This window comes from Streptomyces sp. NPDC052114 (assembly GCF_040680155.1).
Classification (GTDB): Bacteria; Actinomycetota; Actinomycetes; order Streptomycetales; family Streptomycetaceae; genus Streptomyces.
This window is the reverse complement of the sequence record NZ_JBFAWC010000030.1, coordinates 1-24,329: the sequence shown is the minus strand read 5'-3', so window position 1 is coordinate 24,329 and position 24,329 is coordinate 1. Positions and strand designations below refer to the sequence as shown.

The window sequence follows — 24,329 nt, the reverse complement described above, 5'->3', positions numbered from 1 at the left end:
GTCGACGCAACCGGGAATCACGCAATTACCTGGCCGTGCGCCAACACGTCGGGCCGCCCGCCGTCTCTTGCTTGTCGAAGACCATTTTCCTCTGCCTCTCGTCGGTGGCCCAAGGGTCCCGGACGGGAGGTCCGGGGGCGGGCCGATCACGGTCCACGCGGTGCGGCAACATCTGCCCCGCCGTCGCGTCCGTGAATCACGTCGTCATGATGACCCGGCGGTCATGTCCGCCGCGACCACATTTCCAGCGCCCCCGTCGTTGCTGGTCAGGTACCCCGCTCAGGCGGTCCCGAACAGCTGAAGCAGCTCCACCTTTCCGAACATACGTGCGGTGTCGATGGCCGACGGCATGCCCGCGGCCGGATCCGCGCCGCCCTCCAGGAGGGCCCGGACCACCGCGTCCTCACCCTTGAAGACGGCCCCGGCGAGCGGCGTCTGCCCCCGGTCGTTGGCACTGTTGGTGTCGGCGCCGCGGGCCACGAGGGCCTTCACCGCCTCGGCGTGCCCGTGGTAGGCCGCGAGCATCACCAGCGAGTCGCCGCTGTCGTTCGTGAGGTTCGCCGGAACGCCCGCGTCCACGTACGCGACCAGCGCCGCGGTGTCGCCCTGGCGCGCCAGATCGAAGATCTTGGTCGCCAACTCCACGACCTCGGGGTCGAGGGCCTCGCTCATGAGGCGTCCGCCTTTCTGGGTGTGCCGCCTTTGCAGCCGTACGAGTGAATCGACAGGGTACTGCCCCCGCGGGTACATGACCCGGCCCGGCCGCGGCAAAGATCACGAAGGGTACGGGAGACCCCCCGGACCCCCTCCCTGATGGCCCAGCAGACCGCCCCCATTCGGGGGAAATCTCGCGAAATTAACCCATTTGCACCTTTTACCGTATGGATACATGCTGTGAGCCTGGAAGAACTCATGGTGACTGTCCCCATCAACCAGGAGAACCCTCATGATCCTGTCCATCTCAGGCGTCGTGCTGCTCGGAATCATCGTCTTCCTCTTCTTCCGCAAGGACGGCCTCAAGGCCTCGCACGCGCTGGTCTGCGCGCTCTTCGGCTTCTACCTCGCGGGCACCGCCATCGCCCCGAGCATCAAGGCCGGCGGCGCGAGCCTGGCGAGCCTCCTCGGCGGGATCAAGTTCTGACGCCCCTGCCTTTCGTACGCACTTTCAGGAGACCCACGTGGCAAGGCGCCCACTCCCCCGCATTCTGAGCAACGGCACCGCCCCCATCGCCCGGAGCCGGGAGCTGGCACGGTCGGCAGCCGACAGCGCCACCGACGTTCTCCACCCGCTGATCACGATCACTCGTGGACTGCGCCGGCTGGCAGCCGCCGGGCGGCGCAAGTGGGCCGACACCCCCAAGGACAAGCGCGGCCCGCTCCTGTTCCTCGCGGCCTCCGTGGTGCTGGTCGTGGCACTCGTCCCCTACGGGCCGCTGCTCGCGATCATCACCGTGATGGCGGCCGCCGCGTGGACCGGCCGCGAGCGCACCGAACCGGCGCCGACCGGCCCGGACGAGGCACAGGTCCAGCGGCTGCAGTCCCTCTACGAAGCGCTCGTCCCGTACTTCTCGGTCCCCGAGGACCCCGCACCGCTCTTCGCGCACGGCGGCGAATGGGACAAGGCCTTCCCCTCCTACGACTTCGACGACACCGGCCGCATCTGCCGTCTCGTGGTGCGTTATCCCGCGTACTTCACGGACGGCGAGGCCGAGTCCCGCGCGCGGATCGAGCAGTTGCTGCACGCCAAGGCGGGCCGCGGCCGCGAGTACCACTTCGCCTGGGACGAGGAGGGCAACCAGCTCACCGTCACGGTGCTGGCCCCGCTGCCCACCGACATCGCCGCCCAGCGATTCGTCACCGCCCCCGGGGAGACCGTCCTCGGCTTCACCGACGAGACCGGTGTGCAGCGCACCCTCCCCCTGGCCGACGGCGAGGAACAGCGCGACGTGCCCCCCGTCGTGTGGCGCACCGGGATCCGCTCCACCGAGCCGCACCTGCTCGTCGCGGGCCAGCCGGGCAGCGGCACCACCACACTGCTGCGCTCCATCGCCCTCCAGGCCCTGCAGTACGGCGACATCCTCGTCGTCGAGGGCAGCGGCACCGGTGACTACGCCTGCCTGACGGGCCGCGACGGCGTCCTGGCCATCGAGTGCGGGCTCGCCGGGGCCCTCGCCAGCCTCGAATGGGCGGCGCACGAGACCGAGCGCAGGCTCATCTCCGCCAACCGCGCCCGACAGGCGGGCCACCCGCCGCCGGAGGACACCAAGCGGCCGCTGTGGATCCTGCTCGACCGCCCGAGCGCGCTCGGGCACCTCGCCGCCGCCGACGGGCGCAAGGACCCCCAGTCGCTGCTGCAGGTCCCCCTGCGGCACGGCAGGGCGGCCAATGTGACGGTCGTGGTGGCCGATCAGCTCGACAGCCTGGACGCGCTGATCGACCCCGTGCACCAGCACACCCGCGCGCGTGTGGTGCTCGGACCGGCGACGCCCGCCCAACTGGAGGAGGTCCTCGGGGTGCCGCCGCACACGACACCCACCGCGGACGTGCCGCCCGGCCGCGGCTACGCCCGGCTCGGCACGGGCCAGGTGCACCGCCTCCAGGTGCCCGCGACCCCCGACCCCTACGACGACGCGACCAGCGAGGCGCACCGCCGAGCCGTCATGGAGCTGCTGCCGGAGCGGAGCACTCCGGCAGACGCCGCGGCCACCGAGGAGGCCACGGAGGCGGAGCCGGTCCCGGCCGAGAGCTGAACCGGCCGAGAGCTGGACCAGAGGTCTACGGAGACGGGCGTCAGGCGACGAAGGTGTGCGGGCTCTCCGCACCCCCGCCGGCGCCCGTCGCCACGAGCCGGGCCGCCGCGGCCAGCCGTACCGCCGCCTCCTCCGCCACCGCGCCCCCCACGGTGAACGGCAGCCGCACATACCCCTCGAAGGCGCCGTCCACTCCGAAGCGCGGCCCTGACGGAACCCGCACTCCCACGCGCTCGCCCACCTCGGCGAGCCGCGACCCCGAGACGCCCCCGGTCCGCACCCACAGGGTGAGCCCGCCGCTCGGCACCTCGAACTCCCACTCGGGCAGCTCGCGGCGCACGGCGGCGACGAGCGCGTCACGGTTCTCCCTGGCCTGCGCCCTGCGCACGTCGACGGCGGCCTGCCAGCCCCCGGTGTTCAGGAGCCAGTTCACGGCGAGCTGTTCCAGGACCGGGGTGCCGAGGTCGGCGTACGCGCGCGCCGCGACGAGGCTGCGGATCACGTCGGGGGCGGCCCGCACCCAGCCGATGCGCATGCCCGCCCAGAAGGCCTTGCTGGCCGAGCCGACGGTGATGACGGTGGAGCCCGCGGGGTCGAAGCCGCAGACGGGGCGCGGCATGGCGAGGTCCGGGTCGAGCCCGAGCTCGCTCATCGTCTCGTCGACGACGAGGACGGTCCCGGCCGAGCGGGCCGCCTCGACCAGCTGCCTGCGCTGGTCCTCGCTCGCGAGCGCGCCGGTGGGGTTGTGGAAGTCCGCCACGACATAGGCGAGCCGGGGCGCCGCGTCCCGCAGGACCTGGCGCCAGCGGTCCATGTCCCAGCCCTGGAGCCCCTCGGCCATCGCGACGGGGACGAGCCGGGCGCCGGCCTCGCGCATCAGCTGGAGGATGTTGGCGTACGAGGGGGACTCGACGGCGATGCGCTCGCCGCGGCCCGCGAAGAGATGACAGATCGCGTCGATGGCGCCCATCGCGCCGGTCGTCACCATGATCTGCTCGGGCATCGTGGGGATCCCGCGCGCGGTGTAGCGCTCGGCGAGCATCTCGCGCAGCGCGGGCAGTCCTGCCGGGTAGTCGCCGTGCGTGTGGGCGTAGGGCGGCAGCGCTTCGAGGGCGCCCTGGACGGCCCGGGTGAGCCAGGGCTCGGGCGCGGGCAGCGCCGCGCAGCCCAGGTCGATCATGGAGCCGAGCGCCTCGGGCGGCAGCGGTTCGAGGCCGCGCGCGGGCAGGGGGTTGCCGGCCGGGACGGCGGTCCAGCTGCCCGCTCCCCTGCGGGACTCCAGGAACCCCTCCGTACGCAGCGCCTCATAGGCGGCGGCCACCGTGGTGCGGCTGACGGCGAGGGCGAGGGCGAGCTCCCGCTCCGCGGGCAGCCGCGCGGCGACGGGCACGCGGCCCTCCAGCACGAGCAGCCGGATGCCGTCGGCGAGCGCGCGGTAGGCGGGCGGACGGCGGCTGCCCGAGCCCGCCGGACGGTCCTGCTGGGAGGCGAGGAGGCGGGCGAGCTGCGTCGAGCCCATCGCCGAAGTCCACTGAGCCATGATTACCAGTCCACCTTCCCCGAATTGGCCATGGTTGGCTCCTCTGTACAAGCCACAGAGTGTCACGGGTCAGGCCACTACCACCACCAGCAGGGGGAACCTCTTGTCCGGCACGACACCTGAGGCGACGAAGCGGCATCTGCCCCGGAGAATCACGCAGCTGTACGTGGGCCTCGCGCTGTACGGCGTGAGCTCGGCGCTCCTCGTGGTGTCGGGGCTCGGCCTGGAGCCGTGGAACGTACTGCACCAGGGCCTCGCGGAGCTGACGGGGCTCTCGATCGGCGTCGTGTCGATCGTCATCGGGGCCGCCGTCCTGCTGCTGTGGATCCCGCTCAGGCAGCGGCCCGGCCTCGGCACGGTCTCCAACGTCTTCGTCGTCGGCCTGGCCATGGACGGCGCGCTCGCGCTGCTCCCCGACGCGCACGGCCTGGCCCTGCGCGTCCCCCTCCTGGTGGCCGGGATCGTCCTGAACGGCGCGGCGACCGGCCTCTACATCGCGGCCGCCTTCGGTCCTGGCCCCCGGGACGGCCTGATGACGGGCCTGCACCAGAGGACCGGACGCTCCATCCGTCTGATGCGGACGCTGATCGAGGTGGCGGTGGTCGTCACCGGCTTCGCGCTCGGCGGCACCGTGGGCGTCGGCACCGTCCTGTACGCCCTGTCCATCGGCCCGCTCGCCCAGTTCTTCCTGCGCCGCTTCGCCATCCCCACGACCGCCGCGGGAGGGGTCGTCGCCTCCGGCGGTCCATCGGAGCAGGCGATACTGCAGCGGTGACCACCCGCGTACGCCACCCCTATCTCGACCAGCCGGGTCCGCTCGCCCTCGCCCACCGGGGCGGGGCCGCCGACGGCCTGGAGAACACCGCCGCGGCCTTCCGGCGCGCCGTCGACCTGGGCTACCGCTACATCGAGACCGATGTGCACGCCACGGCCGACGGCCGTCTCGTCGCCTTCCACGACGCCACGCTGGACCGGGTGACCGACCGCGGCGGGCGCATCGTCGACCTCCCCTGGAGCGAGGTGCGGCGGGCGCGCGTGGCGGGCAGCGAACCGGTGCCCCTCTTCGACGAGCTCCTGGAGGCGTTCCCCGAGGTCCGCTGGAACGTGGACGTGAAGGCCGAGCCGGCGCTGCGCCCGCTGCTCGACCTGCTCCGCCGCGCGGACGCCTGGGACCGCGTCTGCGTCGGCTCGTTCTCCGAGGCGCGCGTGGCCAGGGCCCAGCGCCTTGCGGGCCCCCGCCTGGCCACCTCCCTGGGCACACGGGGCGTGGCGGCGCTGCGCCTGCTGTCCTACGGCGTGCCCACCGCCCCGCGCCGCTCGGCCGTCTGCGCCCAGGTGCCCGAGACGCACGGCGGGATCCGGGTGGTCGACCGGCGCTTCGTGCGGGCCGCCCACGCGCGCGGGATGCAGGTCCACGTGTGGACGGTGAACGACGCCGACCGCATGAGGGCCCTTCTCGACCTGGGCGTGGATGGCATAGTTTCCGATCACATCGAGACGCTGCGCGAGGTGCTCAAGGACCGGGGGACCTGGGTCTGACCGCCCCGCGGGCGGCATCGCACCACGGGGAACAGCGAGGTCACGGGTGGGCACCGACACCGTGCGAACAGCGGACGACGAGGTCGCCGAGCGGCGCCGGGAACAACGGGGCTGGTACTTCTACGACTGGGCCTGCTCGGTCTACTCGACGAGCGTCCTGACCGTGTTCCTGGGGCCCTACCTCACGGAGATCGCGAAGACCGCCGCGGACGCGGACGGATACGTGCACCCGCTGGGCATCCCGGTCAGCGCGGGCTCCTTCTTCGCGTACGCGGTGTCCGCGTCCGTGATCCTTTCGGTCTTCGTGATGCCGCTGGCGGGCGCGGCCGCCGACCGCACGGGCCGCAAGAAGCCGCTGCTCGCCGTGTCCGCCTATCTGGGGGCGACCGCGACGGCCGGGATGTTCTTCCTGGACGGCGACCGCTATCTCCTCGGCGGCTTCCTGCTGATCGTCGCCAACTCCTCGCTCGCCGTCTCCACGGTGCTCTACAACTCCTATCTGCCGCAGATCGCGCCTCCGGAGGAGCGCGACGCGGTCTCCTCGCGCGGCTGGGCCTTCGGCTACGCGGCGGGCGCCCTGGTCCTCGTGGCGAACCTCGTCCTGTTCCTCGCCCACGACGGCTTCGGCGTCTCCGAGGCGACGGCGGTCCGCATCTGTCTGGCCTCGGCGGGCCTGTGGTGGGGTGCCTTCACCCTCGTACCCCTGAAGCGGCTGCGGGACCGCCGGAGGCCGGTGGCCGAGGCCGGGGCGTCGGCGCGGGGCGGGTGGCGGCAGCTGGCGGCCACGGTGCGGGACATGCGCCGGCATCCGCACACGCTGGCGTTCCTGCTCGCGTACCTCGTCTACAACGACGGGGTGCAGACGGTGATCTCGCAGGCGTCCGTGTACGGCTCGGAGGAGCTCGGACTCGACCAGTCCACGCTGATCGTGGCGGTGCTGCTGGTGCAGGTGCTCGCGGTCGCCGGGGCGCTCGCCATGGGGCGGCTCGCCCGGACGTACGGCGCCAAGCGCACCATCCTGGGCTCGCTGGTGGCGTGGACGGTGACGATCGGGGCGGGGTACTTCCTACCCGCGGGGGTGCCCGTGTGGTTCTTCGTGCTCGCCGCGGGGATCGGCCTGGTCCTCGGCGGCAGCCAGGCGCTGTCCCGCTCGCTCTTCTCGCATCTGGTGCCGCGCGGCAAGGAGGCGGAGTACTTCTCCGCGTACGAGATGAGCGACCGCGGCATGTCCTGGCTGGGACCGATGATCTTCGGCCTCACGTATCAGCTCACCGGCAGCTACCGGGACGCGATTCTCTCGCTCGTGGCGTTCTTTCTGATCGGGTTCGCCCTGCTTGCCCGGGTTCCGGTGCGGCAAGCGGTGCGGGACGCGGGAAATCCCGTACCCGATCGGATTTAGCAACTGAAGCCAAAGGCCGGTAGTGTACGCCTTTGGCCTGCCAGGCGGACCGTTACTGCGAGCTGAAGATTCAGAAACGCTGGGTGACATCTGCTGCCAGATGTGACAAACCGGGCGCTGGTGGGTACAACAAGGGGCGGCATACGACGGCGACGCATGACCCTGAACGGGAATCTTTACCGCCGACCGGACGTTGACCGGATGACGACGACAGCGACACCTGTCCTGTGGGCGACAAGCCCGGGAGGCACGATTCATGAGTGAGCGAGCTCTTCGCGGCACGCGTCTCGTGGTGACAAGCTACGAGACCGACCGCGGCATCGACCTGGCCCCGCGCCAGGCCGTGGAGTACGCATGCCAGAACGGACATCGTTTCGAGATGCCGTTCTCGGTCGAGGCGGAAATTCCGCCGGAGTGGGAGTGCAAGGTCTGCGGGGCCCAGGCACTCCTCGTGGACGGGGACGGCCCCGAAGAGAAGAAGGGCAAGCCGGCGCGTACGCACTGGGACATGCTCATGGAGCGCCGTACTCGAGAAGAACTCGAGGAGGTCCTGGAGGAGCGCCTGGCGGTCCTCCGGTCCGGCGCGATGAACATCGCGGTGCATCCGCGGGACAGCCGCAAGTCCGCCTGACGGCGAACAGCGCGGGGTACCGCACAACGCATCACGCATAAAGGGCCGGGGCCACTGCTGAGCAGTGGCCCCGGCCCTTGCGCGTTCTTTCGCCGTACAGACCCTTCGCGTCCCCCGCCGGAAGCGCCGGAAGCGCAACCTCCGGTGCCGGACCCGACGGGATCGGGCCCGGCACGCGGTGAATCAGTGCGCCCGTGGCATCAGTGGGCCCTCGGCATCAGCGCGGCAGCTGCGGATCGTCCGGGCGCGGGCTCCGCGTCCCCGGCTCGTCGTCCCTGATGACCTCGCCCTGGACGACCTTGCCGTCGGGGCGGTGCATACGGGCCTGCTGGAAGGCGTCCCCGAGCCCGCCGGGGGTCGCCTCGCGCACCTTGCGCTCGAAGGTCCGCTCCGCGAACTTCCCGAGCGCCTTCTGGACCGGCGGGATCAGGAGGATCAGCCCGAGGGCGTCCGAGATCAGTCCGGGCAGGATGATCAGCAGGCCGCCCAGCATCGTCAGGGCGCTGCCGCCGCCCGAGTCCGGGGTGGGCGTGATCCCGCCCTGCTGCTGTTGCACCGCCTCGCTGAGCCTGCGGAAGGCCTTGCGCCCCGCCCGCTTGATCACCGCGGAACCGAGCACGAGGCCGCCCACCAGGAGCAGGAAGACCACGAACCCGCTCGTGGCGCCCGCCACGACGGTGAGCAGCCAGATTTCCAGGACCAGCCACGCGGCGATGCCGAGCGGCAGGAACCTCAGGGGCCCGGAGCGCCGGGGCCGGGCGGGTCGGATGGGAGGCGGTGCGCCAGTCGTCATGCTCCCAGTGTGCCTGGGCCCGCCTCAGTCCGGGATAAGGGGATGATCAAGAACGCCGGACCTCGACGATCAAGAAGGCCGTCCCCCGGCCGCGCTCACGGCTGCTTGCGGCCGATGACCTTGCCGACGCGCTCCCCGACGCCCCACGCGGTGACCCGCCACAGCGCCTCGACCACGATGTTCTGGCTCATCTTGCTGTCGCCGAGCTCCCGCTCGACGAAGGTGATCGGCACCTCGACGACGTGGTAGCCCGCCTTGACCGCGCGCCGCGCGAGGTCGACCTGGAAGCAGTACCCCTGCGACTCGACCTCGCCGAGTCCGAGGCCTTCGAGGGTCTCGCGGCGGAAGGCGCGGTAGCCGCCCGTCACGTCGCGGATCGGCACGTCCAGCAGGAGGCGCGAGTACGTGCTGCCGCCGCGGGAGATGAACTCGCGGTGCTTGGGCCAGTTGACGACCCGTCCGCCCGGCACCCAGCGCGAGCCGAGCACGAGGTCGGCGCCCTTGAGCGCGGTGAGCAGCCGGGGCAGCTCCTCGGGCTGGTGGGAGCCGTCGGCGTCCATCTCGACGAGCACGCCGTAGTCGTTCTCCAGGCCCCAGCGGAAGCCCGCGAGGTAGGCGGCGCCCAGCCCCTCCTTGCCCTTGCGGTGCAGCACGTGGACCTGGTCGTCGTCGGCCGCGAGCTCGTCGGCGATCTTGCCGGTGCCGTCGGGGCTGTTGTCGTCGGCGACCAGGACGTGCGCGTCCGGCACGGCGGCCCGCACCCGGCCGACGATGGACTGGATGTTCTCCGCCTCGTTGTAGGTCGGAATGATCACCAAGGCCGTGCCGAGCGAGCCGAACCGCCTCCCCTGGTCCCCCGCTTCGGAGACCCCGCCGCCGTCGTTCACTACTGCCCCTTCGTTCGTACGCAGAGGACCACCATAATGGCCGCGGCCTGCGCCGCTGCGGCGGCACGGAGGTCAGGGGCGAAGTGCCCGTCATGTACGGGAGAAGTACCGCACGCGACGGGAGGAAGTACTGCGGATCGGGGCCCGGCGCCCTTCGGGCCGACCTGGGACCCGCTGGCTGCGGATCGACCGAAAGCCGTTGTCTACTGAGCGTCCGGGCCCGACCCGGGTCACACCTGCCGGCCGGCTGATACGTTCCCTCGCCTCCGCGTCGCGGGCGCTGGACCTGGCTCCCAGTGGTGGTGCGCCGGTGCGGCACACCACCCATGACCCAGCGGCGTTCGACGACCACGTGGAGGTTCGCCGGTCGGACGTCCTGTGGTGGACCCGGCCGAACCTACCGGCCCACGGCGGCAATCTGTCAATACCCCCCTGAACTGGGGCGATCGCCGAGACCACCAGGTCAGTGCCGAGGATTCCCAGGTCGTGCGACGCGGCGGCGGACCATGATCCGTGCCGCGCACCGCCGGGACATCACTCGTCCGGCCCCACGAAGACCGGCCGGCCGGCCACCACGGTGCTCAGGCAGACGGGCAGTTCGGCGCCGGGCGACAGGTCCGGGAGGCCGGGGGTGCCCGAGCGCGGGTCGGTCGACCAGCGGGCCACCCGGTCGTCCGGGGCCTGGACCACCAGATCGGCGGTGCGCCACACGGCGTAGTCCGCGGGCGCGCCCGGCACCAGGACGCCCGCGTCGTCGCGGCCCACGGCCCGCCAGCCGCCCCGGGTGTGCGCGGTGAACGCGGCGCGCACCGAGACGCGGTGCTCGGGGGTGCGGTGGAAGGCGGCGGCGCGGACCGTGCCCCAGGGGTCGAGCGGTGTGACGGGGCTGTCGGAGCCGAACGCGAGGGGCACACCGGCGCGCAGGAGGGCCGCGTAAGGATTGAGGGTGCGGGCCCGCTCGGCGCCGAGGCGCTGGGCGTACATGCCCTCCTCGCCGCCCCACAGCGCGTCGAAGGCGGGCTGCACGGACGCCGTGAGGCCGAGCTCGGCGAAGGCGGCGATCGTCTCGGGGGTGAGCATCTCGGCGTGCTCGACGCGGTGCCTGGCGGCGCGGACACGGGCCGAGCCGACCTTCTCGGCGGCCGCGCGGACGCCCTCGACCACGGAGGTCACCGCGGCGTCCCCGATGGCGTGGAAACCCGCCTGCAGGCCCGCCTCGGTGCACGCCACGACGTGGGCGGTGACGGCGGCGGTGTCCAGGTAGGCCCGGCCGGTGTGGGCGGCGTCGGCGTACGGCTCGTGGAGGCAGGCGGTGTGCGAGCCGAGGGCGCCGTCCACGAAGAGATCACCGGCGGCGCCGGCCGCGCCGAGCTCCCGGGCCCGCGCGACGTCCGCCTCGGCCCAGTAGCCGACGACGCGCGGCCCTGCCTCCTCGGCGGCGAGCCGCAGCAGCCCCGTGAAGTCGTCCTCGTCGGAGATGTCGGGGCCCGCGCACTCGTGCACGGAGCCGATGCCGAGCGAGGCGGCGCGCCCGAGGGCGGCGCGCTGGGCCTCCGTGCGCTGGAGCGGGGTGATCGCGGCGAGGGCGGCGGCGCGCACGCCGTGGTGGGCGTCGGCGGTCAGCGGGGCGTCCGGCTGGAAGCCGGTGCGCCCGGTGATGCCGGGGACCAGGTCGAGCAGCGCGGTGGTGACGACGGCGGAGTGGACGTCGATGCGGGAGAGGTAGAGCGGCCGGCCGCCGGTCGCCTCGTCGAGCTCCGCGCGCGTGGGCGGGCGGCCGCCGGGCCAGCGGGCGGCGTCCCAGCCGTGGCCGAGCAGGACGGTGTCGTGCGGGCGCGCGGCGGCGTGTTCGCGGACGAGAACGAGCGCGTCCGCGAGGGAGCGGGCCCCGGTCAGGTCGAGTCCCGTCAGCGCGAGCCCGGTGGCCGTGGTGTGCACGTGGGCGTCCGTGAACGCCGGGGTGACCAGGGCTCCTTCGAGGTGGACGACCTCGTCGACGCCGTCGACGAAGGCGTCCGCCGCCCCCTCGGAACCGACCCACGCGATCTGACCGCGTTCGACGACCATCGCGGTCGCGAACGGATCGGCGGGGCTGTGGACGTCGCCGCCGCGCAGCAGCACGGTGCGGTGGTTCTGCGGATCCCGGGGGTCGCGGTCCTGGGGGTCCGGGGAGTCCTGGGGGGCGGTGCTCTGGCTCATGGGACCAGTCTCGCCCCTGCGCGGGGGCGGCCGGACCCGGGGGTGGCCGGCCGGACCGGAAACGGGCGGTCGGTACGGAGGCGGGCCGTCAGACCTGCGGCGGGCGCGCCTCGTACGGAGTGGAGAGCACGACCGTCGTGCGCGTGGAGACGCCGGCGAGGGCGCGCAGGCGGCTGAGGAGGTGCTCCAGCTCCAGCGGGGTGGCGACGCGCACCTTGAGGATGTAGTTCTCGTCACCGGCGACGCTGTGGCACGCCTCGATCTCCGGGACGCCCGCGAGGCGTTCGGCGATGTCGTCGGGGGCGCTCGGGTCGAAGGGTTTCACCGAGATGAACGCCGTGAGCGGCAGCCCGACGGCCTCGGGGTCGACGACCGCGGCATAGCCGCGGATGACGCCGCGCTGCTCCAGCCGGCGCACCCGCTGGTGCACGGCCGACGTGGACAGGCCCGTGGCCTTGCCCAGGTCGGTGTAGCTCATCCGCCCGTCCTTGACGAGCAGCTGCACGATCTGTCGGTCCAGCTCCTCCATGCGCCGAACCTACAGGGCTCTTGATCCCCCCGGATACCTGAGCGCCCGAAGGTCCCGCGCACCGGTGACCTTCGGCGCGCTCCCGCGGGCGGCCGGGGGCGGAGCATGGAGGGGCGGGCGCGGACCACCGACGGGGCGCGCGCCGAGAGGAAGTGACGGTCGATGAGGCGGATGACGGCGCTTGCCATCGGGGCCCTGTTCACGGGGTGCGTGGGGTTCATCGTGTTCTGCGCCGAGCAGTACGCGACGGTCGCCGGAGGCCTGTGACCGGGCGGCTCCCCCCGGCGCGCGGCACCTTCCGCACCCCCGTTGGCCAGGCAACTCCCCTTGGCATGTGACGAACGACACACGCTTATGGCCGTGTCCAGCGGGCAGCCGCGATTACCTCCCCCGCGTGGCGGGAAGTGCTTGCTGTGGTCGAGGCCGCAGCGCCTTGTCGGCCCACCCGAGGGGGAGATTCCCATGCAGAATTTGAAGCGCCCCGGCAGGTCTGCCCGCGTCAAGCAGCAGCCGATCGCCGAGCCCGAGCCGGAGGGCGTCGAACCGGCCGACGACCTTCTGGACGCCTACGACACCTTCGAGATGTACCGGGTGAGTTGCCCCGACTGCGGGCAGCCCATCGCGCTCCTCGCCGACGAGGACGTCCTGCCCGAGCACGCGCTGTGCCCGACCCCGTGGAATCCGTTCGGCCTGACGGTCTGCGCCGGCACCGGTCGCGCCGCGGCCGAGGCCAGGCCCGCCGACGACTCGATGGAGGCCCAGGAGCAGGACACCGCCCTGCTCCTGACGCTCCCTCAGGGGCTCGACTGGCGGACCCAGCCCTTCTCGCACGTGGGCGGTCCCGGCTCGCGGCCCATCCGCGTGCCGACACAGCACCGGCCCGCCGCCTGACTCACCAGTAGCTGCCCTGCACCATGGCGGTCAGACTGCCGTGGTGCAGGATCAGCCTGTCCGCGGCCTCGGCGGTCGCGGGCGCCTCGGCCTCGCCGAAGTGGACCTGGCGGTAGGCGACGCGCAGCATGACGACGGCGTGCCTGAGCGCCGCGTAGAGCGTGTAGAACTCCATGGCCCGCGGGGTGTGCCCGGTGAGCCGCGCGTACGCCTCCTCGATGTGGTCGCGGCGCAGGAACTCCGGCAGCCCCGGCTGGCCGAAGCTCACCGTCAGGTCCTGGAAGAAGCGGTGGAGATAGACCATCCAGCCGAGGTCGACCTCGCGCGGGGCGAGCGCCGCCATCTCCCAGTCGAGGACGGCGGCGGGCTCGAAGCCGTCGTAGACGATGTTCCCGATGCGCGCGTCGCCCCAGTTGAGGACGGCCTCGCCCTCGGTGCGCGGCCACAGCTCCTCCAGGCGGTCGAACGCGCCCTCGATGAGGGGTGAGCGGGGCAGTCCGCTCACCACCCAGTCGTAGTAGGCGCGTTGGGCCGTCACGTGGCGGCGCAGCGGGCCGCCCTCGCCGGGCAGGGCGAGGAAGTGCGCCGCGTCGGCCGGCACGTGGTCGTGCAGGCGGGCGAGGATCCGCACGGAGGCGGCCTCCAGGTGGGCGCGTTCGGCGTCGCTCGCCTCGTACAGCCAGTTTCCCTCGTACGTGTAGGGCATGACGTCCGGCGGGACGCGGCCCGCGACGCGCTCCATGACGAAGAAGGACGCGCCGAGCGGGCCCGGGTCCTCCTCCAGCCACAGCACGCGCGGCACCGGCAGGTCGGTGCGCTCGGCGACGAGCCGCATCGTGCGGTACTGCCGCGGCATGTCGTAGACGGGGAAGATCGTGTACGCGGCGGGGTCGGCCGCGAGCCGCAACGCGCAGTCCCTGAGCGGCGGTTCGGGGTGCTCGACGGCGAAGAGCAGGGTCTCGCTGGACATGCCGTTCGACTCGGGGACGGTCACGTCGACCGCCTTGGCGCCGGGCAGCCGGGTGTCGAGCCAGGCGGTGAGGCGGCGGGCCAGCTCTTCGGGTTCGCGGGTGGTGGTGCGGGGGCGGGGTGCCGTTGCCATGTCCGTGCTCCTTCCTCCGGCCCGGGTGCTCAGGGCGCCGTGGAGTCGAATCCGGTGAACCCGCTCGGGTCGTGGCGGCCGAAGCTGCCGTGCTCGAAGATCCCGTAGCCCGTCCGCCCGTTCAGGGTGAAGCGCGCGGCGTGGTCGATGACGCCGTACGCGGCCAGCGGGTGGGCGGCCGGGTCCGCCAGGTCGTAGGTGCGGCGGTCGGTCCAGTCGCGGCCGCGCCAGGTGCCGTGCTGCCAGTCGTCGGCGGGCGGGTATCCGGCGCCCACGGCCAGCGGCAGCGAGGCGAGCACCTCGACGCCGAGCTCCAGGGGCTTGCGGCCATCGGGGTCGGTGAGGTGGACGACGGCGCGCTCGGGGTGACGGGTGCCGGAGCGGTAGGCGATGTCGGCCTGGGGCCAGCCGAGTTGGCGGTCGGGCAGGCCGGGGCGCACCAGGGTGGCGTCGTTGAGGGTGCGGTAGCCGTCGGCGTCCTCCTGGACGACGACCATCAGGAAGCGGTCCTCGAAGCGCACCGGGCACCAGATCCAGTGGAAGCCCTCGGTGGCGAACTCCTCCTCCAGACGCCCGCGTTCCTCGCCGGGGATGGGTCGCACGCCCCAGCTGCGGTCGCGGGTCGCGGTCCACTCCCCCGCCGCCACGGAGATCTCCCGGCCGCCCGCGCGGATCACCCCGCTCGGGCGGCCCGCCTGCACGAAGCGGCGGCCTTCGAGGCTGAGCCGGTCGCCGCGCCGCTGGAGGTGGTGCGGCTCCCACAGGGCGGGGAAGTCGGCGGCCCAGGTGAGGTCGTAGGAGAGGGAGCCGGACTCGCCCGGGTCGGCGGCGCACTCCAGGCGGATGCGGTGCAGCGGCTCGTCGACGGTGATGCGCAGCGGTCCGACGGAGAGGTTCATCCGGTCCTCGCCGAGGGCGTCGCTGGCGCGTACGGCATGGAGCGTGTCGCCGATGCGCAGGGTGGCGTACGCGTCGATGACGCCGGTGTTCGGATAGACGCCGAGGCCGAGGATGAGCAGCGCGCGGCCCTGGTGGTCGAAGAGGTGGAAGATGCACCGGTCGTAGGCGTTGCGGTCGCCGGTGGCGACGTGCTTCATGGAGAGCGGCACCTGGTGCACGGGGTATTCGTCGAGCGGGACCGGACGGTCGTCTGCCACAGCAAACCTCCCTGGATGCACGGCAGTTCAGGGGTGGCGGGAGGCGCGGGGCCCTCCGGCGCGGAGTTGACGGTACGTCAGTTCTGCAGACGGAGCCAGACACGTGTCAGCCCGCGTTCCCCGGGACCGCGGGGGCGGGTTCCGGGTGCGTACGACGATCCTCGCGGGCCCGTTTCCCGTGTGCCGCGGGCGCACTCCTGGTGCGTACGACATCTCGTAGGGCATCCCGTACGACGTCCCCTACGACATGCCGTACGTCCGCCCCGGCGCGGGCCCGCCCCGCCGCCCTCGCCCACGACCGTCGCGCCGCACGGACGCGCCGTGAACTGACGCTCGAATCAACCCGAGGGTGACTTCGGCACGGCGACGGGCGTTGCCCTGACATGACCCCCACGGACATGGGCACGGACATGGGCCCGAGCCACCTCCCCACCGGCCACCGGCGGCGCACCCTGGTGACGGTGCCCGCCTCCGCAGAATCGGTTCCCCAGCGGCCCCAGCAGCCTCCGCCGCACCACCAGCCGCACGCGTCCCACCAGCCGCACCCCCAGGCACACCAGGGGCATCAGGCATACCAAGGGCACCAGCAGCTCCACCAGGCGGCGCACCAGCAGTTCCACCCGCCGCGCCCGCAGCCCCTCCCGCAGCCTCTCCCCCAGCCGCCGCACGTCCAGCCGGCGCATCTCCAGGACCCGCCGATCTACCGCGCCCTGATCGGCCACTGGGCCGACCGCGGCCGCACCCTGCCCGGCTGCCACGACCCGGAGTGGGCCCGGCTCGTGGCGCCGCCGGTGCACCGGGGCCAGTTCAGCGCGAGTCGGGACCCGCTAGGTGACGTGCGATGACCATCCGCTGGATCTGATTGGTGCCCTCGACGATCTGCAGCACCTTGGCCTCGCGCATGAGGCGCTCGACGGGGAAGTCCAGGGTGTAGCCGTATCCGCCGAGCACCTGCACGGCGTCCGTCGTCACCTTCATCGCGGCGTCCGTGCACAGCAGCTTGGCCATGGCCGCCTGCTTGGAGAAGGGCCGGCCCGCGTCACGGAGCCTGGCCGCCGCCAGATAGAGCGCCCGGCCCGCCTCGATCTGCGTCGCCATGTCCGCGAGCATGAAGCGGAGCCCCTGGAAGTCCGCGATCGGCCGGCCGAACTGGCGCCGCTCGGTGGCGTACGAGACCGCCTCGTCCAGCGCCGCCTGGGCCACGCCGATCGCGCAGGCCGCGATCCCGAGCCGCCCCGAGTCGAGCGCGGAGAGCGCGATGGCGAAGCCCTGGCCCTCGTCGCCGATACGGCGGGAATCGGCCACGCGCACGCCGTCGAAGTGGACCTGCGCGGTGGGCGAGCCCTTCATGCCCATCTTCTTCTCGGGCACCGCGGCGCTCAGCCCCTCGGCGTCGCCCGGCACCAGGAAGGCCGTGATGCCGCGCGCGCCCTCGCCGCCGGTGCGGGCCAGGACGGTGTAGAAGTCGGCGACGCCGCCGTGCGTGATCCAGGCCTTGGTGCCGGTGAGCACCCAGTCGTCGCCGTCGCGGACGGCCTTGGTGCGCAGCGAGGCGGCGTCGGAGCCGGAGGAGGGCTCGGAGAGGCAGTACGCGCCGAGGAGGCCGCCGCCGAGCATGGCGGACAGGTGCTCGGTCCGCTGCTCCTTGGTGCCGTACCCGGCCAGCGCGTGGCAGGACAGGGAGTGGACGCTGACGCCGAGGCCGACGGTCAGGCGCGCGGCGGCGAGCTCCTCCAGGACCTGGAGGTAGACCTCGTACGGCTGGTCGCCGCCGCCGAACTCGGAGTCGTAGGGCAGTCCGAGCAGACCGGACTCCGAGAGCAGGGAGAAGACCTCGCGCGGGAAGCGTCCGGCGTCCTCCTCCTCGGCGGCCTTCGGGGCGATCTCGCGCTGCGCGATGTCCCGGACGAGCGAGAGCAGATCCCTGGCCTCATCCGTGGGCAGCTGGCGGTCCACCGGGGTGTGGTCGGGCATGACGCTCTCCTCCCTGTCGGGCTACGACGGCTCCGCACTGGGTGGGGCGGGGCCGCCGGGAAACGATGCCGAGCCGGGGCCTGGTTCCGGGTCACGGAAGCGGCTGACCAGCGGCTGTGGCGCGTTGAGTATGCCCGATCGACGGCAGCCAGTCACTAGTTAACGACCGCTTACTCGAAAGATAGCCGAAGATCGTTCATCCCGGCGGGATTGGTACGAACCATTGACCGCACTGGTCTAGTCCTCCTACTGTTCCCCCGAACGTCTTAACGCGTTCATGCCAAGTCTCATGCGCAGGTCCACAGCACCACTTCCCCCCTCCCTGTTTCCCCCCACGAGGAGACACGATGTTCAGACCGCACACCCACCGCACCGGCTTCAAGGCGCTGCTCGCCACCACCTGTTGCGCCGTCCTCGGCGCGGGCCTGCTGGCCGGCGCCGGCAGCGCGGCGGCCGACCAGAACTCCGGCGCGGCGAAGACCGCGAAGGCCGAGGCGGCCGCCGGGAACAAGGTCGTCGGATACTTCACCGAATGGGGTGTCTACGACCGGAATTACCACGTCAAGAACATCGACACCTCCGGCTCGGCCGACAAGCTCACGCACATCAACTACGCCTTCGGCAACGTCCAGGGCGGCAAGTGCACGATGGGCGACGCCTACGCGGCGACCGACAAGGCCTACACCGCCGACCAGTCCGTCGACGGCGTCGCCGACACCTGGGACCAGGAGCTGCGGGGCAACTTCAACCAGCTGCGCAAGCTGAAGAAGAAGCACCCCGACCTCAAGGTCCTCTGGTCGTTCGGCGGCTGGACCTGGTCGGGCGGGTTCACCGAGGCGGCCAAGAACCCCGCGGCCTTCGCCCAGTCCTGCTACGACCTGGTCGAGAACTCCAAGTGGGCCGATGTCTTCGACGGCATCGACATCGACTGGGAGTACCCCAACGCCTGCGGTCTGACGTGCGACACGAGCGGGCGCGAGGCCTACAAGAGCCTGATGTCTGCGGTCCGTTCGAAGTTCGGCGCGAACAACCTCGTGACCGCGGCCATCCCGGCGGACGGCTCGGACGGCGGCAAGATCGACGCCGCCGACTACGCGGGCGCGGCCCAGTACGTCGACTGGTACAACCCCATGACGTACGACTTCTTCGGCGCCTGGGACGCGAAGGGCCCGACCGCCCCGCACTCGCCGCTGACCTCCTACAGCGGCATCCCGAAGGAGTCCTGGAACTCCGACGCCACGATCAAGAAGCTGAAGGGCCTCGGGATCCCGTCCGAGAAGCTGCTGCTCGGCATCGGCTTCTACGGGCGCGGCTGGACGGGCGTCACGCAGAAGGAGCCCGGCGGCACCGCGACCGGTCCGGCCGCGGGCAAGTACGAGCAGGGCATCGACGACTACAAGGAACTGAAGACCAAGTGCCCGGCCAACGGCACGGTCGGCGGGACCGCGTACGCGCACTGCGGGACCAACTGGTGGAGCTACGACACCCCGGCGACCATCGCGGGGAAGATGGACTACAAGAACCAGCAGGGCCTCGGCGGCACCTTCTTCTGGGAGCTCAGCGGGGACACGTCCAACGGTGAGCTGATCAAGGCCATCAACTGACCCTGGTCGCGCAGGACTCGGGGCGGGAGCCGGTCGGCGGCTCCCGCCCCGTTCTCATGGGCGCGCCGGCGCGGGGTAGGACGGCTCGAAGTCCTCGATGACGCGCAGCGTGTCCCCGAGGGTCCGCACCAGCAGGGCGCAGACACGCTCGCGCGGCAGGTCGTGGTGGCCGATCCAGTCGAGGGTGACGCCCTCGACGCTGCACAGCCAGCCGAGCAGCGCGGTGCGCGCCAGCCGCGGGATGTCCCTGCGGCCGTACGCCCCCTCGGCGATCGTCCCGATCAGCGCCTCGCGCACCCCGTCGCGTATGGCGTGCACCTCGGCGTCGAAGCCGACGCCGCCGCTGATGATCGTGCGGTACGCGGCCTGGTGGTGCTCGGCGTAGCGCAGATAGCCGTCGACGGTGCGCTGGACGCGGTCCACGGGCGGCAGGTCGTCGTGGCGTCCGGCCCGTGCGACCAGGTCGGCGACGGAGTCCTCGACGATCGCGAGGTAGTAGCCGCGCTTGGACTTGAAGTAGTAGTAGATCAGCCCTTTGGCGACGCCCGCCTGCTTGGCGATGTCGTCCATCGACAGGGCGTCGTAGGACGTGTCGGCGAACAACTTCCGGCCGATGGCGATGAGTTCGGCGCGACGTGCCGTGGAGCGGTCCGTACCGCGCTGTTGACTATTATTCAATTTCGGCCCTAGTCTCCAACTGCCTCGGGATGGTCCGCAGTATGGCAGAACGGTGCCCTGTGCCGGTCCCGCTCCCGTTGGAGCTTCACGCACTCCCCTTACGCACGCTTGACGACGCGGAACGACGTACGGGAGGAAGACAGTGGGCACAGCACGCACCGCGTTACGCGAGGGCAGAACCTCCTGGAAGAAGACGGCCGTGGTGGCCGTGCCGGCCGTCCTGGCCGTCGGCGTGATGGCCTCCGTGATGGCCGAGGGCGCGCTCGCCGCGTCCTTCGCCGTCTCGGGCACCAGCTTCCAGGTCTCGTCCGGCAAGCTGACGAGCCAGGGCCTGTCCTCGTACGTCCAGACGGACCGGGACATCGACGGCAAGGGGCACCCCGTGGCGCTCCTCGGGATCGGTGACGCGACCCTCTCCGACATCTGCCAGGCCGCCGAGGTCAAGACCCCGGTGGGCACCGTCGTGTTCAAGCTGACCGCGGGCGGCGAGGCGGGCAACGTCACCGCCAGCAACCTCGTCATCGACGGCGAGGACCTGGTGGGCGACGCCCGCTTCGGCACCGCACAGATCGGCCGGGACGCCTCGACCCTCGACGAAGTACCCGGGGTCAAGGGCGAGAAGGGCAAGTTCGGACTCCAGGCCGGTGACATCACGGTGTCCGGCGTGAAGTCGCACGCCTGGTCGGCGACCGGCGGCAACTTCCGGCTCAAGGGCATGAAGGTCGATGTCAGCATCGGCGGCAAGAAGTGCTTCTGACCGGCGGCGGCAGAGGCGGCGTCAAGGCCTTCCGCAGGGATGGCGGCGGCTGGCTCGACCGGCGCCTGCCCTGGCCCGAACAGCGCCGGACGGTCCGCAGATGGCGGCGCACCCGGCCGTTCTGGGGCGGGCTGCTGCTGATCCTCGGCGGGGCCGAACTGCTCCTGGTCCCGCTGTCCCCGCTGACCGTGCTCGTCAGCCTGGGGCTCGGCGGGCTCGCGGCGCTCGGCATCGGGATCGCGCTGGTCGTGGCCGGGCTCTTCCTGTGGCTGCTGCCGCACACGCACCACTATGTGAGCGTCAACGCCCTGATCCTGTCGGTGCTCTCGTTCGCGGCCACCAACCTCGGCGGGTTCCTCGTCGGCATGCTCCTGGGCATCGCGGGCAGCGCCATGGGGTTCGGCTGGACGCCGGTGCCCGAGGACGCCGAGGACGACCCGGCGCGGCCCCGGGTGCGCGACGGACAGGGCACCCGGACCCTCGGCGTGCTGCTGCCCGTGGCGATCGTCGCGGGCATCGCCCTGCAGGGCGGCCCGGCGCGGGCGGCACCCGCGGAGGCGATCACGGCGGCGCGCGTGCCGCCGACCGTCACCACGACGCTCTTCGCGCCGAAGGGTTTCCTGCTGGCGGGCGTGACCGAGATCCCGACCGCGGACGGCCCGCTGAAGGTCATGGTGCTGCGGATGAACGCCGCCTCGCTCACCGACTACCGGCTCAGGACGCGGGACGGCCGTGAGGAACTCGCCCTGGGCGCGGACACATTGGAGCTGGACGGCCGGGTCACGCTCTATCTCACCAAGTTCAAGGGGTGCCTTGAGGGCATCCTCTGCCTCACCTTCACGCCCGACAAGCTGCCGGTGCCGCCCGTCGTGCCGCCGTTCGTCTTCATGACGGACGTCAGCGCCGAACAGGCCCTGGTGACCTCGGACTCCATCGTGGCGGGCGGGCTCTCCCTGAAGGCCTCGGCATGATCCAGATCCAGGCCGCGCTCTTCTGGGCGTACGCGGTCGGCGCGACGTTCGCCCTCTCCGCCGGGCGGCAGCTCCAGGTGTGGGAGCGGATCAACGCGGGTGAGGGACCGCGCACCCGCAGCCGCGCCGCCAACCCCTACCTCGCGCTCACGGCGCTCTTCGCCGCCGTCCTGATGGTGCCGACGGGGCTCTTCCTGCTCTGGCAGAACCCCTCCTGGGCGACCATGCACGTCGCGAGCGGCCACGCGGGCGTGTGGGCGGGCTTCGTCCTGTTCTACGCGGGCGGGATCCCGGTCGCCGCGATCCTCGGGTTCCTGGTGGCGCAGTCCCTGGTCCTGGTGGGCGCGGGCTACTGGGCCTACCTGCAGTGCGTGGGCGGCTACTTCCTGCTGTTCGGGACGCTGATCCACGGCTGGGACGGCCGGGGGTACGAGCGCTTCCTCTCCCCCGGGGCCCGCGACTTCGCCGACTGGCCCAAGGACAGCGTCGTCAACCATCTCCTGGACTTCCTGACATCCGGGACATTCCTGGCGTTGCTGCTCTTCGGTGCCGCGGTGATCGGGACCATGCTGGCGACCGAGATCGGCTGGCTCCTGGAGGGCTGGTCGCTGCCGGGCGCCGACGAGGACCGCAAGGTGCCGCGGATCCTCGCCGTCGCCATCGCGGGGGCCGGCGTCCACGGCCTGCCGTTCGCGGGCGCGCTCCTGGCGAGCGCGCTGGTGCGCCTGCTCGGCGGCTGGCTCGGCCTGCCGCTCTTCGCGGTGGTGGCGGGCGTCGTGCTGCTGCACGGGCGCTCGCCGGTGCGGTGGCTGTACGGCCTGGTGGGCGTGCCGGGGCGGCACTGGCGGGCCGGCCTCGACGACGGAGACGACCAGGCCGACGAGAACGGCAAGGACGGCAAGGGCTACGGGAGCGGGGTCACAGCAGACCGATCTGCGTGACGAGCATCGCCAGGACGACGACGAGGGTCCAGCCCGCGAGGTGCTCCAGGACGTTCGGTCCGTCCTCCTCGGGGCCGCCGGTGCGGGCGGTCGCGCGGGTCTGGGGTGCGATGGCAGAGGTCGCGGTCATGGCATCTCGCTGATGTTCGTCCGGCGGGGCACGGCCCCGCGAGCGGTTGTGGTTTCCCCCCACAAACACCCCTCCACCTTGCCAGCCGGACGCGCGGTTGCGGGAGAGACCTTGGTCACCCACAACTGAGACGGACTGCTGTGCGTCTAAGACGGAACACGACTGTCGCCGATGGCGGGAGTCGCCGTACGTCCGCGCAGCATCCGACCGAAAGGTTCCCGATGAGCACGAACCGGACGCACCGCCGCAGAGCGCGGCTCGCCCTCGCGGCCGCGATCACCGCGGCGGCCGCCCTCACCGCACCGGTCTCGCAGGCCGCGCCGGCGGGCGCCGAGAAGCCGTCGCCGGGCGCACCCGGCCTCGGCGACCCGATGTTCCCGCTGGACGGGAACGGCGGGTACCGGGTGGACCGGTACTACCTGGACTTCGACTGGCAGGCGCCGAAGACGCCGTTCGAGGCCGCGACGACGATCAGGGCACACTCCACGCAGGCGCTGTCGCGCTTCAACCTGGACTTCGGCGGCAACACCCTGCACACCGTCACCGTGAACGGGTCCGAGGCCGGTACGTCACGCGCCGGCGACGAGCTGACGGTCACGCCCAAGTCGCCGATACCGAAGGACAGTTCCTTCACGGTCAAGGTGACGTACACGGCCGACCCGACGCAGACCCGGCACCGCGACGACGCGATCGAGGACTACGGCTGGATACCCACGCCCGACGGCACGGTGGTCTACCCCCAGCCGAACGGCGCCCGGCTGATCTTCCCGGCCAACGACCATCCGAGCCAGCGCGCGCCGATCACCTTCCGGATCAATACGCCGGGCGACCGCACGGCGGTGGCCAACGGCAAGCTGGTCTCGCGCGTCGCCCGGCCCGACGGGCGGGTGCAGTGGACGTACGACTCCGAGCAGCCGCTGTCCACGCAGCTGGTGCAGCTGGCGGTCGGCAAGTTCCAACTGGTCGACGGCGAGGGTCCGGGCGGACTGCCGCTGCGTGACGTCGTCCCCGACGCACTGGTCGAGCCGACCGCCGAGTACCGCAAGCTCACGCCGGACCATCTGAAGTGGCTGGAGGAGAAGCTCGGCCCCTACCCCTTCAACCGCTACGGGCTGCTCGTCGGCGACACCGACCTCGGCGTCGCCCTGGAGACGCAGACGCTCTCGCTGGTGCCGAAGGCCGACCTGCTGGGCACGAAGGTCGACGCCGAGCGGAACATGGTGCACGAGCTCACCCACCAGTGGTTCGGCGACAGCGTGGCCCTGAAGTCGTGGTCCGACCTGTGGCTGAGCGAAGGGCACGCCCGCTTCTACGAGCGGGAGTACTCCGAGCAGCACGGCGGCGACAGCTTCGAGGCGGCGATGAAGACCGCTTACCAGAACCACGACATCTGGCGCCGCGACTTCGGCGCGCCCGCCGAGCCCACCGAGCCGAACCTCTTCAAGCGGATGCGCTACGACGGCTCGGCGCTGGTCCTGTACGCGCTGCGCGAGCAGGTCGGCGACGCGACGTTCCAGAAGATCGAGCGGGCCTGGGTGAGCGGCTTCAAGGGCCGCACGGCCGACACGCAGCAGTTCATCGACCTGGCGTCGAAGGTCGCGGGCGAGGACCTGTCGGACTTCCTGCGCCCCTGGCTGTACGGGCCGAAGACGCCGCCGATGCCGGGCCATCCGGACTGGGTCGTGGATCCGGCGACCTGACGGGCACGCCGAAAGGACCTCAAGGGCACCTTTGACAAGACCTGACGGGCAGGTGGGCGAAACATTTCTGGGCACCGCTTCGTGAAGCCCGGCACCGGCGGTTGTGCGCGGTCGTATGTTCGGGTGGCTCCACAGGGACGTGGTCCGTCCAGATAGG

At 71.9% G+C, this 24,329-nt stretch carries 24 protein-coding genes; 13 read left to right on the top strand and 11 right to left on the bottom strand.

The window, feature by feature from the left end:
- Positions 1-279: 279 nt before the first annotated feature.
- Positions 280-672, bottom strand: a complete 393-nt coding sequence (locus tag AB0L89_RS38905) for an ankyrin repeat domain-containing protein (protein WP_365152312.1) — start codon at positions 670-672, stop codon at positions 280-282.
- Between the two features lie 274 nt (positions 673-946).
- On the opposite strand from AB0L89_RS38905, the gene AB0L89_RS38900 reads away from it, so the two are divergent.
- Positions 947-1,141 (top strand): hypothetical protein, encoded by a 195-nt coding sequence (locus tag AB0L89_RS38900; RefSeq protein WP_018534760.1) that lies wholly within the window; start codon positions 947-949, stop codon positions 1,139-1,141.
- A 37-nt stretch (positions 1,142-1,178) separates the two neighbouring features.
- Positions 1,179-2,750: a hypothetical protein gene (locus AB0L89_RS38895; RefSeq protein WP_365152310.1), complete on the top strand. Its 1,572-nt coding sequence runs from the start codon at positions 1,179-1,181 to the stop codon at positions 2,748-2,750.
- Between the two features lie 40 nt (positions 2,751-2,790).
- Here the strand turns inward: AB0L89_RS38895 and AB0L89_RS38890 are convergent, their stop codons facing one another.
- Entirely contained in the window at positions 2,791-4,290 is a 1,500-nt protein-coding gene (locus tag AB0L89_RS38890) for a PLP-dependent aminotransferase family protein (RefSeq protein ID WP_365152308.1), read from the bottom strand.
- On the opposite strand from AB0L89_RS38890, the gene AB0L89_RS38885 reads away from it, so the two are divergent.
- The 4 genes from AB0L89_RS38885 (at position 4,289) to AB0L89_RS38870 (ending at position 7,859) form a co-directional block, all read left to right on the top strand.
- The gene (locus AB0L89_RS38885) at positions 4,289-5,065 is read left to right on the top strand and encodes a hypothetical protein (RefSeq protein ID WP_365152306.1); all 777 of its coding nucleotides are present in this window, start codon (positions 4,289-4,291) and stop codon (positions 5,063-5,065) included. The two genes, AB0L89_RS38890 and AB0L89_RS38885, sit on opposite strands and share 2 nt — an antisense overlap.
- Complete coding sequence (locus AB0L89_RS38880; protein WP_365152304.1) at positions 5,062-5,829, top strand: glycerophosphodiester phosphodiesterase; 768 nt, start codon at positions 5,062-5,064, stop codon at positions 5,827-5,829. Before AB0L89_RS38885 ends, AB0L89_RS38880 begins: the two co-directional genes overlap by 4 nt.
- A gap of 46 nt (positions 5,830-5,875) precedes the next feature.
- The gene (locus tag AB0L89_RS38875; RefSeq protein ID WP_365152302.1) at positions 5,876-7,228 is read left to right on the top strand and encodes an MFS transporter; all 1,353 of its coding nucleotides are present in this window, start codon (positions 5,876-5,878) and stop codon (positions 7,226-7,228) included.
- A 256-nt stretch (positions 7,229-7,484) separates the two neighbouring features.
- Positions 7,485-7,859, top strand: coding sequence for an RNA polymerase-binding protein RbpA (locus tag AB0L89_RS38870; protein ID WP_030360404.1), 375 nt, complete (start codon positions 7,485-7,487; stop codon positions 7,857-7,859).
- Between the two features lie 217 nt (positions 7,860-8,076).
- Here the strand turns inward: AB0L89_RS38870 and fxsA are convergent, their stop codons facing one another.
- The 4 genes from fxsA to AB0L89_RS38850 form a co-directional block, all read right to left on the bottom strand.
- Positions 8,077-8,652, bottom strand: a complete 576-nt coding sequence (fxsA, locus tag AB0L89_RS38865) for an FxsA family membrane protein (RefSeq protein WP_365152299.1) — start codon at positions 8,650-8,652, stop codon at positions 8,077-8,079.
- A gap of 95 nt (positions 8,653-8,747) precedes the next feature.
- Complete coding sequence (locus AB0L89_RS38860; RefSeq protein ID WP_055697904.1) at positions 8,748-9,539, bottom strand: polyprenol monophosphomannose synthase; 792 nt, start codon at positions 9,537-9,539, stop codon at positions 8,748-8,750.
- Between the two features lie 534 nt (positions 9,540-10,073).
- A complete protein-coding gene (locus tag AB0L89_RS38855) occupies positions 10,074-11,738 on the bottom strand; it encodes an amidohydrolase (protein ID WP_365152297.1) in 1,665 nt (554 codons plus the stop codon).
- 88 nt (positions 11,739-11,826) lie between these two features.
- Positions 11,827-12,267 carry an Lrp/AsnC family transcriptional regulator gene (locus AB0L89_RS38850; RefSeq protein ID WP_030789227.1) on the bottom strand — a complete coding sequence of 147 codons (441 nt, stop codon included), beginning with the start codon at positions 12,265-12,267 and terminating at the stop codon, positions 11,827-11,829.
- 462 nt (positions 12,268-12,729) lie between these two features.
- On the opposite strand from AB0L89_RS38850, the gene AB0L89_RS38845 reads away from it, so the two are divergent.
- Positions 12,730-13,158: a hypothetical protein gene (locus AB0L89_RS38845; protein ID WP_365152295.1), complete on the top strand. Its 429-nt coding sequence runs from the start codon at positions 12,730-12,732 to the stop codon at positions 13,156-13,158.
- 1 nt (position 13,159) lies between these two features.
- On the opposite strand, the gene AB0L89_RS38840 is transcribed toward AB0L89_RS38845, so the two are convergent.
- The gene (locus tag AB0L89_RS38840; RefSeq protein WP_365152293.1) at positions 13,160-14,260 is read right to left on the bottom strand and encodes a phosphotransferase family protein; all 1,101 of its coding nucleotides are present in this window, start codon (positions 14,258-14,260) and stop codon (positions 13,160-13,162) included.
- A 29-nt stretch (positions 14,261-14,289) separates the two neighbouring features.
- Positions 14,290-15,417, bottom strand: coding sequence for a hypothetical protein (locus tag AB0L89_RS38835; RefSeq protein ID WP_365152291.1), 1,128 nt, complete (start codon positions 15,415-15,417; stop codon positions 14,290-14,292).
- Positions 15,418-15,800: 383 nt separating this feature from the next.
- Here AB0L89_RS38835 and AB0L89_RS38830 point away from each other — a divergent pair, with 383 nt between their 5' ends.
- A complete protein-coding gene (locus AB0L89_RS38830; protein WP_365152388.1) occupies positions 15,801-16,262 on the top strand; it encodes a hypothetical protein in 462 nt (153 codons plus the stop codon).
- On the opposite strand, the gene AB0L89_RS38825 is transcribed toward AB0L89_RS38830, so the two are convergent.
- Positions 16,225-17,391, bottom strand: coding sequence for an acyl-CoA dehydrogenase family protein (locus AB0L89_RS38825; RefSeq protein ID WP_365152289.1), 1,167 nt, complete (start codon positions 17,389-17,391; stop codon positions 16,225-16,227). The genes AB0L89_RS38830 and AB0L89_RS38825 overlap by 38 nt on opposite strands.
- A gap of 347 nt (positions 17,392-17,738) precedes the next feature.
- Here AB0L89_RS38825 and AB0L89_RS38820 point away from each other — a divergent pair, with 347 nt between their 5' ends.
- Positions 17,739-18,995 (top strand): glycoside hydrolase family 18 protein, encoded by a 1,257-nt coding sequence (locus AB0L89_RS38820; protein WP_365152287.1) that lies wholly within the window; start codon positions 17,739-17,741, stop codon positions 18,993-18,995.
- Positions 18,996-19,049: 54 nt separating this feature from the next.
- Here the strand turns inward: AB0L89_RS38820 and AB0L89_RS38815 are convergent, their stop codons facing one another.
- Entirely contained in the window at positions 19,050-19,673 is a 624-nt protein-coding gene (locus AB0L89_RS38815) for a TetR/AcrR family transcriptional regulator (RefSeq protein WP_365152285.1), read from the bottom strand.
- Positions 19,674-19,815: 142 nt separating this feature from the next.
- On the opposite strand from AB0L89_RS38815, the gene AB0L89_RS38810 reads away from it, so the two are divergent.
- From AB0L89_RS38810 to AB0L89_RS38800, 3 genes are all read left to right on the top strand, one after another.
- Positions 19,816-20,430 carry a DUF6230 family protein gene (locus AB0L89_RS38810; protein ID WP_365152284.1) on the top strand — a complete coding sequence of 205 codons (615 nt, stop codon included), beginning with the start codon at positions 19,816-19,818 and terminating at the stop codon, positions 20,428-20,430.
- Between the two features lie 65 nt (positions 20,431-20,495).
- Complete coding sequence (locus AB0L89_RS38805) at positions 20,496-21,401, top strand: DUF6114 domain-containing protein (RefSeq protein ID WP_365152382.1); 906 nt, start codon at positions 20,496-20,498, stop codon at positions 21,399-21,401.
- On the top strand, positions 21,398-22,342 hold the full coding sequence (locus AB0L89_RS38800; RefSeq protein WP_365152282.1) for a hypothetical protein: 945 nt from the start codon (positions 21,398-21,400) through the stop codon (positions 22,340-22,342). The genes AB0L89_RS38805 and AB0L89_RS38800 overlap by 4 nt, the downstream gene beginning before the upstream one ends.
- On the opposite strand, the gene AB0L89_RS38795 is transcribed toward AB0L89_RS38800, so the two are convergent.
- Positions 22,320-22,472 carry an SCO1431 family membrane protein gene (locus AB0L89_RS38795; protein ID WP_365152280.1) on the bottom strand — a complete coding sequence of 51 codons (153 nt, stop codon included), beginning with the start codon at positions 22,470-22,472 and terminating at the stop codon, positions 22,320-22,322. The two genes, AB0L89_RS38800 and AB0L89_RS38795, sit on opposite strands and share 23 nt — an antisense overlap.
- Positions 22,473-22,693: 221 nt before the next feature.
- On the opposite strand from AB0L89_RS38795, the gene AB0L89_RS38790 reads away from it, so the two are divergent.
- Positions 22,694-24,172 carry a M1 family metallopeptidase gene (locus tag AB0L89_RS38790; protein WP_365152278.1) on the top strand — a complete coding sequence of 493 codons (1,479 nt, stop codon included), beginning with the start codon at positions 22,694-22,696 and terminating at the stop codon, positions 24,170-24,172.
- Positions 24,173-24,329 lie beyond the last annotated feature (157 nt).